We start from the raw sequence: 16,605 nt of genomic DNA on the forward strand, positions 1-16,605 counted from the left end.
TCCCGGTGCGAACGGAGCACCGGAGCCCCGGAGCACCAGGCACCACAACTCCGGAGCACCGAAGTACCGAAGCACGTGGAAGTCACCCGGCACGAGGAGAGTGAGGCCACCCGTGGTCCACGGAATTGATTCGTCCTTCACCGACCTGCCCCTGCGGGCGCTCGCCGACGCGGCGCTCGCGCGGGCGCGCGCGCTGGGCGCCGACCACGCCGACTTCCGGCTGGAGCGGATCCGCAACGCCTCCTGGCGGCTGCGGGACGCCAAGCCCTCCGGCGGGTCCGACACCACCGACCTCGGGTACGCGGTCCGGGTGGTGCACGGGGGCAGCTGGGGCTTCGCCTCGGGTGTGGACCTGACGATGGACGGCGCCGCCAAGGTGGCCTCGCAGGCCGTCGCGATGGCGCAGCTGTCCGCGAAGGTGATCAAGGCGGCCGGTTCGGACGAGAGGGTGGAACTCGCCGACGAGCCGGTGCACGCGGACAAGACGTGGGTCTCCGCGTACGACGTGGACCCGTTCTCGGTCCCGGACGAGGAGAAGGCGGCGCTGCTGGCCGACTTCAGCAACCGGCTGCTGCGGGCCGAGGGCGTGGCGCACGTCGACGCCTCGCTGCTCGCCGTGCACGAGAACAAGTTCTACGCCGACACCGCCGGGACCGTGACCACCCAGCAGCGCGTGCGGATCCACCCGCAGCTGACCGCGGTGGCCGTGGACGCCAAGACCGGCGAGTTCGACTCGATGCGCACCATCGCGCCGCCGGCCGGCCGGGGCTGGGAGTACCTGACGGGCACCGGCTGGGACTGGGACGGCGAGCTGGAGCAGATCCCCACGCTGCTGGCGGAGAAGATGCGGGCGCCGAGCGTCGAGGCCGGGCGCTACGACCTGGTGGTCGACCCCTCCAACCTGTGGCTGACCATCCACGAGTCCATCGGGCACGCCACCGAGCTGGACCGGGCGCTGGGCTACGAGGCGGCGTACGCGGGCACCTCGTTCGCCACCTTCGACCAGCTGGGCAAGCTGACGTACGGCTCCCCGATCATGAACGTGACCGGTGACCGCACGGCCGAGCACGGCCTGGCCACCATCGGCTACGACGACGAGGGCGTCCAGGCGCAGTCCTGGGACCTGGTCAAGGACGGCACCCTGGTCGGCTACCAGCTGGACCGGCGGATCGCGCGGCTGACGGGGCTGGGCCGCTCCAACGGCTGCGCCTTCGCCGACTCCCCCGGGCACGTGCCGGTGCAGCGGATGGCGAATGTCTCGCTCCAGCCGGATCCGGGCGGGCTCTCCACCGAGGACCTGATCGGCGGGGTGGAGCGCGGCATCTACGTGGTCGGCGACCGGTCGTGGTCGATCGACATGCAGCGCTACAACTTCCAGTTCACCGGGCAGCGCTTCTTCCGGATCGAGAACGGGCGGCTGGCCGGTCAGCTGCGCGACGTCGCGTACCAGGCCACGACCACCGACTTCTGGGGGTCGATGGAGAAGGTCGGCGGCCCCCAGACGTACGTCCTGGGCGGCGCCTTCAACTGCGGCAAGGCCCAGCCGGGCCAGGTGGCGGCGGTCTCGCACGGCTGCCCGTCCGCACTGTTCCGCGACGTGAACATCCTGAACACCACGCAGGAGGCCGGCCGATGAGCACGCTTTCGAACGGACGCACCAAGCCCCACGAGATCGTCGAGCGGGCGCTGGAACTGTCCACGGCCGACGGCTGCGTGGTGATCGCCGACGAGGAGTCGAGCGCCAACCTGCGCTGGGCGGGCAACGCGCTGACCACGAACGGCGTGACCCGCGGCCGTACCCTCACGGTGATCGCGACGGTGGACGGCAAGGAGGGCACGGCCTCGGGGGTCGTCTCGCGCTCCGCCGTGACCGCCGCGGACCTGGAGCCGCTGGTGCGGGCCGCCGAGGCGGCCGCGCGCACCGCGGGCCCCGCCGAGGACGCCCAGCCACTGGTCACCGGTACGCCGTCGTCGCCGGACTTCGCCGACGGACCGGGCGAGACCTCCTCGGCGGTGTTCGCCGACTTCGCCCCGGCGCTCGGCGAGGCCTTCGCGCGGGCCCGGGCGGGCGGCCGGGAGCTGTACGGCTTCGCCCACCACGAGCTGGTCACCACGTACGTCGGCACCTCGGCCGGGCTGCGGCTGCGCCACGACCAGCCGAACGGCACCCTGGAGCTCAACGCCAAGTCGCCCGACCGCCAGAGGTCGGCCTGGGCGGGCCGGGCCACCCGGGACTTCAAGGACGTCGACCCGCTGGCGCTGGACGGCGAGCTCGCCGTGCGGCTGGGCTGGGCCGAGCGGAAGATCGAGCTGCCGGCCGGCCGGTACGAGACGCTGCTGCCGCCGACGGCGGTGGCGGACCTGCTGATCTACCAGATGTGGTCGGCGGCGGCCCGGGACGCGGTGGAGGGCCGCACGGTGTTCTCCCGGCCCGGTGGTGGCACCCGGCTGGGCGAGAAGCTCTCCACCCTGCCGCTGACGCTGCGCAGCGACCCGGCGGAGCCGGGGCTGGAGTCGGCGCCGTTCGTGATCGCGCACAGCTCGGGCGACGACGCGTCCGTCTTCGACAACGGTCTGCCGGTGCCGCCGGTGGAGTGGGTGCGCGGCGGCGAGCTGGCGCACCTGACGACCACGCGGCACAGCGCGGCCCTGACGGGGCTGCCGTCGGCGCCGGGCTTCGGGAACCTGATCCTGGACGGGGGCGGGGACGCGTCCCTGGAGGAGATGGTGGCGGCGACCGAGCGCGGGCTGCTGCTGACCTGCCTGTGGTACATCCGCGAGGTCGACCCGGCCACGCTGCTGCTGACGGGCCTGACCCGGGACGGCGTCTACCTGGTGGAGGACGGGCAGGTCGTCGGGGAGGTCAACAACTTCCGCTTCAACGAGTCGCCGGTGGACCTGCTGTCGCGGGCGACGGAGGCCGGGCGGACCGAGAAGACGCTGCCGCGCGAGTGGGGCGACTGGTTCACCCGGGCCGCGATGCCGGCGTTGCGGATCCCCGACTTCAACATGAGCTCGGTCAGCAAGGGCGTGTGAGGCCGGCGGGGCGGGGACACCCGCCCCGCCCCTAGACTGAACGCCGTACCCATCCCTGCGAAGGAGTCGAGAGAACCGTGACGGACATCGTCGACGAACTGAAGTGGCGCGGGCTGTTCGCCCAGTCCACCGACGAAGAAGCGCTGCGCAAGGCGTTCGCGGACGGTCCGGTCACGTTCTATTGCGGCTACGACCCGACGGCGGCCTCGCTGCACGTGGGTCACCTGGTGCAGGTGCTCACCATGCGCCGGCTCCAGCTGGCCGGGAACCGGCCGCTGGCGCTGGTCGGCGGGGCCACCGGTCAGATCGGTGACCCGCGGCCGACCGCGGAACGCACCCTGAACGACCCGGCCGTCATCGCGGAGTGGGTCGGCCGGCTGCGTGCGCAGATCGAGCCGTTCCTGTCCTTCGAGGGCGAGAACGCGGCGGTCCTGGTGAACAACCTGGACTGGACGGCGAGCATGTCCGCCATCGAGTTCCTGCGGGACATCGGCAAGCACTTCCGCGTCAACAAGATGCTGACGAAGGACTCGGTCGCCAAGCGGCTGGAGTCCGACCAGGGCATCAGCTACACCGAGTTCAGCTACCAGCTGCTGCAGGGCATGGACTTCCTGGAGCTGTACCGCCGCCACGGCTGCACCCTCCAGCAGGGCGGGTCGGACCAGTGGGGCAACCTGACGGCCGGCCTGGACCTGATCCACCGCCTGGAGCCGCAGGCCGAGGTGCACGCGCTGGCGACGCCTCTGATGGTCAAGGCCGACGGCACCAAGTTCGGCAAGACCGAGGGCGGGGCCGTGTGGCTCGACCCGGAGATGACCACGCCGTACGCGTTCTACCAGTTCTGGCTGAACGTGGACGACCGGGACATCTCCACCTACATGCGGATCCTGTCCTTCCGGTCCATCGCGGAGCTGGAGGAGCTGGAGGCGCAGACCGCCGAGCGGCCGCAGGCGCGGGCCGCGCAGCGGGCGCTCGCGGAGGAGCTGACGGCGCTGGTGCACGGCGCCGACCAGTGCGCCGCCGTGATCGCCGCGTCCAAGGCGCTGTTCGGCCAGGGCGAGCTCGCGGACCTGGACGAGGCCACGCTGGCCGCGGCGCTGTCCGAGCTGCCGCACGCCGAGGTCGCCGAGCTCGGGCAGGTCGTGGACCTGATGGCCGAGACCGGTCTGGTCGCCAGCAAGTCGGCCGGCCGCCGGACGGTGAAGGAGGGCGGCGCGTACGTGAACAACGTCAAGATCACCGCCGAGGACGCGGTCCCGGCCCGGGAGGACCTGCTGCACGGGCGCTGGCTGGTGCTGCGCCGCGGCAAGAAGAGCCTGGCCGCGGTCGAGGTCACCGGCGCCTGACCGACCCCCGCGGCACCCGGCGGGAACAGCACACGGCGGAGGGGCCGGTACGGACGACACTGTCCGTCCGGCCCCTCCGCCCTGTGCTGCCGCACCGCCGGGTACGTGCACGGCCCGCGGGTCGCCCGCGCGCCGGGTTACGCGGTGCGCCGGCCGCGCAGCGATGTGTAGACCATCTCGCCCAGGGCGACGACGAGGATGGCTCCGGCGAGTTGCAGCAGGTGCCGCGTCCAGTCGATGCCCGCCGTCTCGCCGACACCGAACCAGACGGCGACGGCGTTGCCGAGGACGGCGCCCGCGATGCCGAACAGCGTGGTCAGCCAGAGCGGCTGGTGCTGCTTGCCCGGCAGGACGGCCCGGGCTATGAGCCCCAGCACGAAACCCACGATGATCGCCCACAACCAGCTCATCTCGCCTCCTCGTGACGCGCGGTGCGCATGTGGGGCCAGTCTCGGCCCGTCCGGCCCGCCGCGCATGTCGGGCGGCTCCGTCCGGGGCGTACCCCCTCGTGGGCAGCGCGGGGAGTGGCGCGTACCGTGGAAGGGTGAAGGCGAAGAAGCGGAACAAGGCCGAGGTCTTCCGGATCACCGGGGCCCGGATGGGGCTCGAGGAAGACGTCCGGGGGCGGCAGCGCCGTTACGTCATCTCGATGACGATCAGGACGCTGTCGGTCATCGCGACCGTCGTGCTGTGGAACGTCGAGCGGCACGTGGCGATCGTGACGCTCGTGGCCGGCGCGCTGCTGCCGTACATCGCGGTCGTCATCGCCAACGCCGGGCGCGAATCGACGCCTTCCCTGCCCTCGAACTTCGTCGCCCCACCTGCGCGTCCGGCGCTGGAGACGGGGAACCTCAAGAAAACCTCAGATCAATCATGAAGTTCCAGTGCACCGTACCCGGTCCTGCGTGACATACTGCCTACGCGCTCCGCATCCCCCGTCGGAGCGACGGACCGACGCCGGGCAGCTCCCCCCGTGGCTGCTCGGCGTCGTCATTTCTCCGTCCGGGTCTCTTAGGGTGGGGGCGTGAACCTCTTCGCCGATCAGGACCCCGCCGGGGCCGCCGACTCCCCCATCTGCTCCGCCAAGGGCTGCCGCGAGGCGGCCGTATGGGTGCTGGCCTGGAACAACCCGAAGCTGCACACGCCGGAACGGCGCAAGACGTGGCTGGCGTGCGAGGCGCACCGCGAGCACCTGTCGCAGTTCCTGGGCGTGCGCGGTTTCCTGAAGGACGTGGTGACCCTGGAGGAGTGGTCAGCCGCCGATCGCTGACATCGGGCGGTCGGGCTGGAGGAACGAGGGGTCGTCCAGGCCGGAGCCGGCCTTCTTGCCCCACATGGCGACCTTCCAGAGCCGGGCGATCTCCTCGTCCGGGGCGCCGGAGCGCAGGGCGGACCGCAGGTCGGACTCCTCGGTCGCGAACAGGCACGTACGGACCTGGCCGTCGGCGGTGAGCCGGGTGCGGTCGCAGGCGCGGCAGAACGGGCGGGTGACCGAGGCGATGACGCCCACGGTGGCCGGGCCGCCGTCCACGAGCCAGCGCTCGGCGGGGGCGGCGCCGCGGCGCTCCTCGCCCTCGGGGGTCAGCTCGAAGCGGGTGCGCAGCGATTCCAGGATGTCACCGGCGGTTATCATCCCGTCGCGCTTCCAGCCGTGCTGGGCGTCGAGCGGCATCTGCTCGATGAAGCGCATCTCGTAGCCGTGGTCGACGGCCCAGGCCAGCAGGTCGGGGGCCTCGTCGTCGTTGAGTCCGGGCATCAGGACGGCGTTGACCTTCACCGGGGTGAGGCCGGCTTCCTGGGCCGCGGCCATGCCCTCGACGACGTCCTTGTGGCGGTCGCGGCGGGTGAGGGTCTTGAAGACCTCGGGCCGCAGGGTGTCCAGCGAGACGTTGACGCGGTCCAGGCCGGCGGCCTTCAGGGCGCGCGCCGTGCGCTTGAGGCCGATGCCGTTGGTGGTCAGCGACATCTGGGGGCGCGGATCCAGGGCGGCGCACTGCTCGACGATCCCGACCAGACCGGGGCGCAGCAGCGGCTCGCCGCCGGTGAAGCGGACCTCGGTGACGCCGAGGCTGGTGACGGCGATCCGGATCAGCCGGACGATCTCGTCGTCGGTGAGCAGGTCGGGCTTCGCCAGCCACTGCAGGCCCTCTTCGGGCATGCAGTACGTGCACCGAAGGTTGCACCGGTCGGTGAGCGAGACCCGCAGGTCAGTGGCCACGCGGCCGTAGGTGTCGATGAGCACAGTGGCCCCCCTCCCCTGGTCCGGTTCCGATGAGGTTCACGCAAGTGATGCGCTTGATTCGAGCCTACGCGACGCATGTGTCGCTTTGATGAGCAGGAATGAACGAGACGTGACGCGGCCGCGTCGTAGGGACGTACGACGCGGCCACGGTCCGTGTTCGGATGATCGACGCTGTGCCTCAGTGGGCGCCGGTTCCGGTGAGGGAGCGCACCTCCAGCTCCGCGTACTTCTCGCGGTCGGGGGTCTCCTTGGAGAGGACCGTTCCCAGCCAGCCGAGCAGGAAGCCCAGCGGGATGGAGATGAGGCCGGGGTTCTCCAGCGGGAACCAGTGGAAGTCGACGCCCTTGAACATCGAGGTCTTGGGGTTGCCGGAGACCACGGGCGAGAAGAGCACCAGGACCACGGAGGAGACCAGGCCGCCGTAGATGGACCACAGCGCGCCCTGGGTGGTGAAGCGCTTCCAGAAGAGGCTGTAGAGGATGGTCGGCAGGTTGGCGGAGGCCGCGACCGCGAAGGCGAGGGCCACCAGGCCGGCCACGTTCATGTCGCGGGCGAGGGCGCCCAGGACGATGGCGACGGCGCCGATGACGACGGTGGACCAGCGGGCGGCGCGTACCTCCTCCTGCTCGGTGGCCCTGCCCTTGCGGATCACGTTGACGTAGATGTCGTGGGCGAAGGACGAGGAGGAGGCCAGGGTGAGGCCGGCGACCACCGCGAGGATGGTGGCGAAGGCGACGGCCGAGATCACGGCGAGCAGGATCGCCCCGCCGGTGGAGTCGGCGCCGCCGCCGAGGGCCTGGGCGAGCAGCGGGGCCGCGGTGTTGCCGGCCGGGTTGGAGGCGATGATGTCGGCCCGGTTCAGCAGGGCTGCGGCGCCGAAGCCGAGGGCGATGGTCATCAGGTAGAAGGCGCCGATGATGCCGATGGCCCAGTTCACGGACTTACGGGCGGCCTTGGCGGTGGGGACGGTGTAGAAGCGGATCAGGATGTGCGGCAGGCCGGCGGTGCCGAGGACGAGCGCGAGGCCGAGGGAGATGAAGTCGAGCTTCGAGGTCTCGGTGGCGCCGTACTTGCGGCCGGGCTCGAGGAACTCGGGGGTGCCCGGCGGCAGCTTGAGGACCTCGTTGCTGTTCTTCTCGGCGGCCTTGCCGAGCAGGTCGGAGATGTTGAAGTTGAACTTCCACAGCACCAGGAAGGTCAGCAGCAGGGCGCCCGCGATGAGCAGGACGGCCTTGACCATCTGGACCCAGGTGGTGCCCTTCATGCCGCCGATGGTGACGTAGAGGATCATCAGTACGCCGACCAGGCCGACGATGGCGAGCTTGCCGCCGTCGCTGGTGATGCCGAGCAGCAGGGAGACGAGCACGCCGGCGCCGGCCATCTGGGCGAGCAGGTAGAAGATCGACACCACGATGGTGGAGGTGCCGGCGGCGGTCCGTACGGGCCGCTGGCGCATCCGGTACGCCAGGACGTCGCCCATGGTGTAGCGGCCGGAGTTGCGCAGCGGCTCGGCGACGAGCAGCAGGGCGACCAGCCAGGCGACGAGGAAGCCGATGGAGTAGAGGAAGCCGTCGTAGCCGAAGAGGGCGATGGCGCCGGCGATGCCGAGGAAGGACGCGGCGGACATGTAGTCGCCGGAGATGGCCAGGCCGTTCTGGAAACCGGTGAACTGGCGGCCGCCGGCGTAGAAGTCGGCGGCGCCCTTGGTCTGGCGGCCGGCCCACACGGTGATGGCCAGGGTGGCGACGACGAACAGCCCGAAGAGGGTGATGATCAGCGGGCGGTGCTCGGAGGCGCCGACGGCGAGGGTCGCGGCCAGGGGGGCGCTCATGCTCCGGCCTCCATGCGGGACTTGATGGCCTCGGCCTTGGGGTCGAGCTTCTCGGCGGCGTGCTTGGAGTACCACCAGGCGATGGCGAAGGTGGTGGCGAACTGACCGAGGCCGAGGACGAGGGCGACGTTGATGTTGCCGAAGATCTTGGTCCCCATGAAGCCGGTCGCGTAGTTGGACAGCAGCACGTAGAGCAGGTACCAGGCGATGAAGGCCACGGTGAGGGGGAACGCGAAGGAACGGTAGGACCTGCGCAGTTCGCCGAACTCCGCGCTCTCCTGGACGGCTGCGAACTCTGCTGCCGTGGGACTCGCCGGGTGCGTGTCCGCGCCGCCGGAGGGCGGCGCTGCTTCGGTGGTCACGGGGGGCTCTCCTTGTGGCGCGGATGCGGTGGGGACGACGGACATGAAGACCTCCGGTGGGGGACGGTGGTGCTGATGCCCCCTTGTCAACGGCACGTACCGCGCGTCGGGACGGTTCAACACCCGCTGGATCTTTCGGGCCTGATTTCTCGAACTGATGGCGCGGACGGGAACACCGGCGCTAGCTTCACGTGTCATGAACCCGCCAGCCGTGACCCGCGGCGGGACGGCTTCCTCACGAGGATGTGGAGACCCCATGACTCATCCGGGATCGCGTCGGTCCGGTCGGCGCGGGCGCGCGCTCGCCGTACCGGTCGGCCTGGCGCTCACGGCCTCGCTCGCCCTGCTGCCGGCGGTCTCGGCCTCGGCCGCGCCGCAGGACGCGACGGCGGCCACCGCGCCGGGCGCGACCGCCCCCGCCTCCGGACCGGAGCTCTCGTACGTGGTCAATCTGACCGGTGAGGGCAAGGGCGCGGTCAAGCAGGCGCGCAGGGCGATCGAGCGGGCCGGCGGCCGGGTGGTGACGGCCTATGAGCAGATCGGGGTCGTCGTCGCGCACTCCGGGAACCCGGCCTTCGCCAAGGAGGTGCGGGCGCAGCGCGGGGTCTCCTCGGTGGGCGCCACCCGTACGGCTCCGCTGAAGGCCGTGCAGACCACCCAGGAGGGCACCACCGAGGTGCTGGGCGCGGCGGAGGCCGCCCGGACCGCGGCGGCCGCCGCGCCGGGCCAGGAGCCGCTGGAGCCCAGCCAGTGGGACCTCCGGGCGATCAAGGCCGATCAGGCTCACAAGATCAACGATGGCAGCCCGGACGTCACGGTGGGTGTCATCGACACGGGTGTGGACGACACCCACCCCGATCTGGCGGCGAACTTCTCCCCGGGGCAGTCCGCCAACTGCGTGGGCGGGGTGGCCGACACCACCGAGGGCGCCTGGCGGCCGTACCCGGACGGCAGCGACCACGGCACCCATGTGGCGGGCACGGTCGCGGCGGCCCGCGACGGCGCCGGGATCAGCGGGGTCGCGCCGGGCGTGAAGGTGGCGGCCATCAAGGTGAGCGACCCCGGCAGCGGCCTCTTCTACACCGAGTCGGTGGTCTGCGGCTTCATGTTCGCCGCGGAGAAGGGGATCGAGATCACCAACAACAGCTACTACGTCGACCCCTGGTACTTCAACTGCACCACGGACGACGACCAGAAGGCCCTGGTGGAGGCCATCGGCCGGGCGACCCGGTACGCCGAGCGCAGGGGCACCCTGAACGTCGCCTCGGCGGGCAACGAGAACTGGGACCTGGCCTCCGACGCGATCGTCGACGACACCAGCCCGAACGACACCACTCCGGTGCCGCGGACCATCGACCCGAGCGTCTGCCTGGACCTGCCGACGCAGCTGCCGGGCGTGGTCTCGGTGTCGGCGGTCGGCCCCGAGGGCTTCCGCTCGTACTACTCCAGCTACGGCCTGGGCGTGGTCGACGTCGCCGGTCCCGGCGGCGACAAGTGGCAGAAGGCGGCCACGCCGGACGCCAACGGCCGGGTGCTGTCCACGCTGCCGGGCGGCCGGTACGGCTACAAGCAGGGCACCTCGATGGCCGCCCCGCACGTGGCGGGGGTGGCCGCGCTGATCAAGAGCCGGCACCCGTGGGCCTCGCCGGCGCAGATCCAGCTGCTGCTCAAGGTCCAGGCCGACAACCCGGGCTGCCCGGAGCACATCCTGGACCCGGCCACCGGCAAGCCGATACCGGCGACGACCTGCGAGACCGGGGCGCTGGGCCGCACCGGCTACTACGGGGCGGGCGTGGTGAACGCGCTGAAGGCCGTCACGTGGTGAGCTGACGGCCTCCCGGCGGCAGACGCCCTCAGGGGGTGATGAGCACCTTGAGGGCGCTGCGGTCGTCCATGGCGCGGTAGCCGGCCGGTACGTCGTCCAGGCCCACCGTGCGGTCGAAGACGGGCGCCGGGTCGATCGTGCCGTCCAGGACGTCCGCCAGCAGCTCCGGGATGTACGCGCGCACCGGTGCCACGCCACCGCGCAGGGTGATGTTGCGGTCGAACATCACCCCGAGGTCGAGACCGGTGCCGCTGCCGTGCGGGACGCCGACGTAGCCGATGGCCCCGCCGTCGCGGGTGATGTTCACGGCGGTGCGCATGGACTGCTCGGTGCCGACGGCCTCGATGACGGCGTGGGCGCCCTGACCGCGGGTCAGCTCGCGTACGGCGGCCTCGGCGGCCTCGCCGCGCTCGGCGACCACGTCGGTGGCGCCGAAGAGCTTGGCGATGTCGGTACGGGCGGTGTGGCGCCCCAGGGCGATGATCCGCTCGGCGCCCAGCCGCCTGGCGGCCAGGACGCCGCACAGCCCGACCGCGCCGTCGCCGACCACGGCGACGGTGGACCCGGGGCGCACGCCCGCGCCGAGGGCGGCGTGGTGGCCCGTGCCCATGACGTCGGAGAGCGCGAGGAGCCCGGTCAGCAGGTGGTCGTCGGAGACGGCGTCGGCGGGCAGCTTCACCAGGGTGCCGTCGGCCTGCGGGACGCGGACGGCCTCGCCCTGACCGCCGTCGAAGCCGACCGAGCCCCAGAAGCCGCCGTTCGGGCAGGAGGTGTGCAGGCCCTCGGCGCAGTGGTCGCAGGTGCCGTCGGACCACATGAAGGGGGCGACGACCAGGTCGCCGGCCCGGAAGCCGGAGACGGCGGAGCCGGCCTCCTCGACGACGCCGAGGAACTCGTGGCCGATGCGCTGGCCCGGCTGCCGCTGGGCCTCGCCGCGGTAGGCCCACAGGTCGCTGCCGCAGATGCAGGCGCGCAGCACGCGCACGACCGCGTCGGTGGGCTCCTTGACCGCGGCGTCCGGCACCTCCTCCACGCGGATGTCGTGCGGGGCGTGGATGACGGTGGCGCGCATGGTGCGGGTCCTTCGGGGTCGGGCGGGCGGGACGTCAGGCGGGCGGAACCTCCCTACCGTACGCCTGCCCCCGCGCGAGGGCGCCGCGGGCCAGCAGGTACTGGGCGGCCAGATAGGTGAGCATGATCCAGAAGTCGGGCCGGGGCAGCTGGGGCCACTCGGCGACGCCGGTGGCGATCAGGGTGTCGGAGAGCAGGAACAGCGCGCCGCCGGCCCCCGCGGCGCGGCCCAGGCCGCTGGAGCGCAACGCCATGGCGGTGAGCAGCAGGCTGTAGCCGGCGACGGGGACGCGCAGATCGGCGGGGAGGTCGCCCCAGAGCAGGGCGATCGTGCCGAGGAGGGCGACGGCGTACCCGGCGGCCAGCCGCGGGTCGGCCGGGCGGCGGCCGAAGAGGACGAGATAGCAGACGTGGCCGAGGGCGAAGGAGCCCATGCCGACGAGGAAGGCGGCCTCGGCGTCGAAGAGCAGGGCCACGTCGCCGCCCCAGCCGAAGAGCAGGGCGGCGACCAGCAGCCGCGGGGCGCGCCGCGTCAGGACGTACCCGACGAGCAGGGGCATCAGGAGCGGCTTGGCGACGAGGTGCCCGGGGTGCCAGCCGGCGAGCAGGGAGACCAGGTCGACGGCGGCGGCCACACCGAAGGCGGCCAGCAGCACCCGGCCGGCGGCGGCACGGCGCCCGGCGGCCGCGGGGACGGCCCAGGAAGGCGCGCGCAGCCGGGCGGCGGCGGCCGCCGGATCGGGCGTGGGGGCGGTGCGGGCGCTCATGCGGGGGACTCCGTGGGGGTCGAGGGGGCGGTGGCGGGGGCGGGGGTCCTGACCGCGGTGGCGGGGGCCGGTTGCCAGCCCGGCCCACCGAAGATCCGGCCCGCTCGCTCGCGCCAGCTCGTGGCGGCCCGTACGTCGCGGGCGATGGCGGCGTACTCGTGGGTGGCCACGCGCAGCGGGTTGTACGTGGTGATGTTCTTGGTCAGACCGAAGACCGGGCGCTGCGTCTCCACCGTGAACGTGCCGAACAGCCGGTCCCAGACGATCAGCATCCCGCCGAAGTTGCGGTCCAGGTAGCCGCCCTGGGAGGCGTGGTGGACGCGGTGGTGCGAGGGGGTGTTGAAGACGTACTCGACCGGCCGGGGCAGCTTGCCGATCCGCTCGGTGTGGATCCAGAACTGGTAGAGCAGGTTCACCGAGTAGCAGAAGGCCAGGGCCGCCGGGTGCACGCCGAGCGCGATCATCGGCAGGTAGAAGGGCCAGGAGGTGGCGCCGGTCCAGGTCTGGCGCAGGGCGGTGGAGAGGTTGAACCTGCGGCTGCTGTGGTGCACCACGTGCGAGGCCCACAGGATGCGCACGACGTGGTGGCTGCGGTGCTGCCAGTAGTAGCAGAAGTCCTGCGCGAGCAGCATGAGCGCGAGGGTCCACCACAGGAACGGCACCCGCAGCGGGGTCAGTTCGTACACCACCGTGTACAGCGCGACGAAGGGCATCTTCGAGAAGAAGTCGAGGACCAGGCTGCCGAGGCCCATGGTGAGGCTGGTGGCCGTGTCCTTGGCGGCGTACCCGGCGGCGTCCTCGTCCGGATGGATCCGGTAGCTCACCGCCTCCAGGATCGTGAGCAGCACGAAGGCGGGTACGGACCACAGCACGACGTCGGGCAGGTTCGGCATGCCCGCACCATAGGGCGGGATCCGGGGTGCCGCCAGAGGCTGTTACCGATCGGTATGCATCGGTGTTACCGACGGTTCGCCGACTAGGGTCCGAACCAGGACATCCGGGGAGGGGCGGGGGGAATGGCGGGTATCGAGACGGCCGTCTTACGGACGGCCACCGCGATGGTGGGACGGCTGGTCACGGCGCGGCTCGGGCAGGTGCCCGGCGCGGGCCTGACGGAGCGGCCGGTACGTCCGGCCCCCCGCTGGCAGCGGCCGGCCGGACTGGGCGAGGCCGAGCTGCGCCGCCTGGCCGAGGGACTGGCGGACCGGCTGGGCGGGGCCGCCGCCGGGCTGCCGGAGCACGAACGGCTGGCGGCCCTCGACGCCGCCGCCGACGCCTTCGCCGCGCTGGGGCCGGTGGACGCCGACGCCCTCCTGGCCGCCGACCTCGACCCGGCGGCGCTGGCGGCCCGGCTGCCCGTACCGACCGGCGCGGGCCTGAGCGCGGCCGCCGAGCCGGTGTGCCGGGAGCTGATCCGGCTGACCTGCCTGCACGCCGTGGAGTACCTGACGACGCTGCCCGGCTTCGGGGCCCGCGCCCAGGTGGAACTGGTCCGCAGGACCGGGGAGCTGCGGCGGTCCATGGACCGGCTGGCCGAGCACGCCGACCGCGCGGACGGGACGGCATGGGCCTTCGAGGAGCGGTACGCGCGGTACATCGCCAGGACCCACGGCCGGCTCCAGCTGTTCGGCCTGACCACCGGCCGGCGGCGGGAGGAATGGGCGCTGGACCTCGCGTACATCGGCCTCGCCGTGAGCGGCGAGCAGCACCCGCTGCCGGGCGAGGCGGGGCCGCACCGGATCACCGTCAAGGCCGAGCAGGCCCTGGCGGCGGCGGACCGGGTGCTGCTGCGCGGGCCGGCCGGCTCGGGCAAGAGCACCCTGCTCCAGTGGCTCGCCGTCGACGCGGCCCGCCGGGCGGGCGGGCCGTGGGGCACGTACGTACCGTTCGTGCTGCGCCTGCGCGCCTTCACCACGGCGGAGAGCCTGCCGCTGCCGGAGGATTTCCTCAGAGCGGCGGGCGTGCCGCTGGCGGCCCCGCCCGGTTGGGTGGAGAACCTCATGCTGAGCGGCCGCGCCCTGGTCCTGGTGGACGGCGTCGACGAGGTCCCGCAGCGGCTGCGCGCCCGCACCGAGACCTGGCTGCGCTCGCTGGTCTCCGCGTTCCCGTTGGCCCGGTACGTCGTGACCACCCGGCCCTCGGCGGTGCCGGAGGACTGGCTGGCGGGCCAGCGGTTCACCCCGCACGCCCTGCTGCCGATGGAACGCGAGGACGTGCGGAGCTTCCTCGCCCACTGGCACCGGGCGGCGCGCGCGGAGGACTGCCCGTCCGGAACCGACGGGGAGGACCTGGCCGCGTACGAGGCCTCGCTGCTGGAGGCCGTCTCGGCCCGCCGGGACCTGGGCCGGCTGGCCACCAACCCGCTGATGTGCGCCCTGCTGTGCGCGCTGAACCGGGACCGCCGGATGCAGCTGCCGCGGGCGCGCAAGGAGCTGTACGACGCGGCGCTGGACATGCTGCTGGTGCGGCGGGACACCGAGCGGGAGATCCACGGGGTGGAGGGGGTCCGGCTCACCCGGGACGAGCAGATCCTGCTGCTCCAGCGGTTCGCGTACTGGCTGATCCGCAATGGGCAGGTGCAGGCGGACCGGGACGAGGCCGTCGAGATGATCGGGGAATGGCTGGCCGCGATGCCGCAGGTGCGGGAGCAGGGGGACGCGGAGCAGGTCTTCGCCCACCTGCTGATCCGCAGCGGGCTGCTGCGCGAACCGGTGCCGGGCACGGTGGACTTCGTCCACCGGACCTTCCAGGACTATCTGGGGGCCAAGGCGGCGGTGGAGTCGCGGGACTTCGGCGTGCTGGTGCGCAACGCGCACGACGACACGTGGGACGACGTGGTCCGCATGGCGGTGGGCCACGCCCGCCCGGACGAACGGACCCGGCTCCTGCGCGGCCTGCTGCGACGGGCCGACCGGGCCAAGGGGATCCGCAACCGGCTGGTCCTGCTGGCGGCGGCCAGCCTGGAACACGCCCCGGAACTGGACCCGGCGGTCCGCGCGGACGTCCAGGCCCGGACGGCGGACCTGCTGCCGCCGCGGACGCCGGAGCAGGCGGAGGAGCTGGCCAAGGCCGGCGGGGTGGTCCTGGACCTGCTGCCGGCGTCGGCCGACGGCCTGGGCGAGGCGGAGACGGCGGCGACCGTCCGCACGGCGGCCCTGGTGGGCGGCGACCAGGCGCTGGCGGTGATCCGCCGGTTCCGCGAGGAGGTACGCCCCAAGGTCATCACGGAACTGGACGACGCCTGGGGCAGGTTCAAGGCCGACGAGTACGCCGAGGCCGTGCTCGACGGCGCCTCGCTGGGCAACGGGGTGCTGACCCTGCGGACCCAGCACCAGCTGGACTGCCTGGCGGCGCTCCCGCAGTTCAAGCGCCTGCGGCTGGACGACGTCCGGCGGGTGCCGCCCGAGGTCGCCGCCCACCGCGGCATGGAAGCGCTGTACGTACTCGACTCGCCCGAGTTGTTCGACATCGGGCCCGTGGCCAGGTGCCGGGAGCTGGAGCACGTCAGCCTGACCAGGTGCACGGCGCTGACGGACCTGGGTCCCCTCGCGGAGGTACCCCTGAGGTACCTGTTCACCTTCGGTAGCCACCAAGTCGGTCTGGGCGTCCTGGAGCGACTGCCGGGGCTCGAGTCGCTCGGCCTGGCCACCACGGGTGGCCACCGGTCGGTGGGCGAGCTCCCGGGGCGGTACCAGCTCACCAGTGCGTGGCTCCACGAAGGGACCGAGGACATGTCCTTGGACGGCCTGGAGCGCTGGCCCGACCTGTCGTTCCTGGGCATCGCGGGGAGCCGGCAGGCGCAGGAGCTGCGTTCGATGGCCCGGCCACCGGACCTCACCTCGCTCCAGCTCCTCCACGACGACGCCTACGACCTCGAGGACGTGCTGCGGTTCCCCCGGCTGGACAGCCTCTACTTCGCCGATTGCCGGTTCACCGGCGGGCTCGGGGTCCTGCGAGAGGCGACCGGGCTGAAGACCCTTTCCCTCAGCGCCTGCGGCACGGTGGACCTGGCACCCCTGGCCGGGCTCGCGGACCTCACGGTCCATCTCTACAGCGGCACCGACGTAAGCGGTACGGAAGGGTTCCCGCCGGAGCGGCTCAGGGTCCACTGAGCCCGGCCGCCCC

The 16,605-nt window shown here is 72.4% G+C and carries 14 protein-coding genes; 7 read left to right on the forward strand and 7 right to left on the reverse strand.

The window, feature by feature from the left end:
• Positions 1 to 112: 112 nt before the first annotated feature.
• From ACZ6KO_RS08145 to tyrS, 3 genes are all read left to right on the forward strand, one after another.
• Positions 113 to 1,636, forward strand: coding sequence for a TldD/PmbA family protein (locus ACZ6KO_RS08145; RefSeq protein ID WP_469301693.1), 1,524 nt, complete (start codon positions 113 to 115; stop codon positions 1,634 to 1,636).
• A complete protein-coding gene (locus tag ACZ6KO_RS08150; protein WP_469301696.1) occupies positions 1,633 to 3,036 on the forward strand; it encodes a metallopeptidase TldD-related protein in 1,404 nt (467 codons plus the stop codon). Before ACZ6KO_RS08145 ends, ACZ6KO_RS08150 begins: the two co-directional genes overlap by 4 nt.
• Before the next feature lie 77 nt (positions 3,037 to 3,113).
• Positions 3,114 to 4,382, forward strand: a complete 1,269-nt coding sequence (gene tyrS / locus ACZ6KO_RS08155) for a tyrosine--tRNA ligase (RefSeq protein WP_469301699.1) — start codon at positions 3,114 to 3,116, stop codon at positions 4,380 to 4,382.
• Positions 4,383 to 4,519: 137 nt separating this feature from the next.
• Here the strand turns inward: tyrS and ACZ6KO_RS08160 are convergent, their stop codons facing one another.
• A complete protein-coding gene (locus ACZ6KO_RS08160) occupies positions 4,520 to 4,792 on the reverse strand; it encodes a GlsB/YeaQ/YmgE family stress response membrane protein (protein ID WP_469301703.1) in 273 nt (90 codons plus the stop codon).
• Between the two features lie 188 nt (positions 4,793 to 4,980).
• Between ACZ6KO_RS08160 and ACZ6KO_RS08165 the strand changes: the two genes are divergently transcribed.
• The gene (locus ACZ6KO_RS08165; protein WP_469303751.1) at positions 4,981 to 5,259 is read left to right on the forward strand and encodes a DUF3099 domain-containing protein; all 279 of its coding nucleotides are present in this window, start codon (positions 4,981 to 4,983) and stop codon (positions 5,257 to 5,259) included.
• A 147-nt stretch (positions 5,260 to 5,406) separates the two neighbouring features.
• The gene (locus ACZ6KO_RS08170; protein ID WP_469301704.1) at positions 5,407 to 5,652 is read left to right on the forward strand and encodes a hypothetical protein; all 246 of its coding nucleotides are present in this window, start codon (positions 5,407 to 5,409) and stop codon (positions 5,650 to 5,652) included.
• Here the strand turns inward: ACZ6KO_RS08170 and moaA are convergent.
• From moaA to ACZ6KO_RS08185, 3 genes are all read right to left on the reverse strand, one after another.
• The gene (gene moaA / locus ACZ6KO_RS08175) at positions 5,635 to 6,624 is read right to left on the reverse strand and encodes a GTP 3',8-cyclase MoaA (protein WP_469301707.1); all 990 of its coding nucleotides are present in this window, start codon (positions 6,622 to 6,624) and stop codon (positions 5,635 to 5,637) included. The two genes, ACZ6KO_RS08170 and moaA, sit on opposite strands and share 18 nt — an antisense overlap.
• Positions 6,625 to 6,802: 178 nt before the next feature.
• Positions 6,803 to 8,455, reverse strand: coding sequence for a solute symporter family protein (locus tag ACZ6KO_RS08180; protein ID WP_469301709.1), 1,653 nt, complete (start codon positions 8,453 to 8,455; stop codon positions 6,803 to 6,805).
• Positions 8,452 to 8,817: a DUF485 domain-containing protein gene (locus ACZ6KO_RS08185; RefSeq protein ID WP_469301711.1), complete on the reverse strand. Its 366-nt coding sequence runs from the start codon at positions 8,815 to 8,817 to the stop codon at positions 8,452 to 8,454. Before ACZ6KO_RS08185 ends, ACZ6KO_RS08180 begins: the two co-directional genes overlap by 4 nt.
• A 256-nt stretch (positions 8,818 to 9,073) precedes the next feature.
• Between ACZ6KO_RS08185 and ACZ6KO_RS08190 the strand changes: the two genes are divergently transcribed.
• On the forward strand, positions 9,074 to 10,642 hold the full coding sequence (locus ACZ6KO_RS08190; RefSeq protein WP_469301713.1) for a S8 family peptidase: 1,569 nt from the start codon (positions 9,074 to 9,076) through the stop codon (positions 10,640 to 10,642).
• A gap of 28 nt (positions 10,643 to 10,670) precedes the next feature.
• On the opposite strand, the gene ACZ6KO_RS08195 is transcribed toward ACZ6KO_RS08190, so the two are convergent.
• The 3 genes from ACZ6KO_RS08195 to ACZ6KO_RS08205 are packed head-to-tail and all read right to left on the reverse strand — an operon-like array spanning position 10,671 to position 13,373.
• Entirely contained in the window at positions 10,671 to 11,714 is a 1,044-nt protein-coding gene (locus ACZ6KO_RS08195; RefSeq protein ID WP_469301715.1) for a zinc-dependent alcohol dehydrogenase family protein, read from the reverse strand.
• A 34-nt stretch (positions 11,715 to 11,748) separates the two neighbouring features.
• Positions 11,749 to 12,480: a lysoplasmalogenase gene (locus ACZ6KO_RS08200; protein WP_469301718.1), complete on the reverse strand. Its 732-nt coding sequence runs from the start codon at positions 12,478 to 12,480 to the stop codon at positions 11,749 to 11,751.
• Entirely contained in the window at positions 12,477 to 13,373 is an 897-nt protein-coding gene (locus tag ACZ6KO_RS08205) for a sterol desaturase family protein (protein WP_469301721.1), read from the reverse strand. The genes ACZ6KO_RS08200 and ACZ6KO_RS08205 overlap by 4 nt, the downstream gene beginning before the upstream one ends.
• Before the next feature lie 123 nt (positions 13,374 to 13,496).
• Here ACZ6KO_RS08205 and ACZ6KO_RS08210 point away from each other — a divergent pair, with 123 nt between their 5' ends.
• Positions 13,497 to 16,592 (forward strand): NACHT domain-containing protein, encoded by a 3,096-nt coding sequence (locus ACZ6KO_RS08210; RefSeq protein ID WP_469301724.1) that lies wholly within the window; start codon positions 13,497 to 13,499, stop codon positions 16,590 to 16,592.
• Positions 16,593 to 16,605 lie beyond the last annotated feature (13 nt).

Source organism: Streptomyces sp. NPDC042102, from assembly GCF_055582305.1.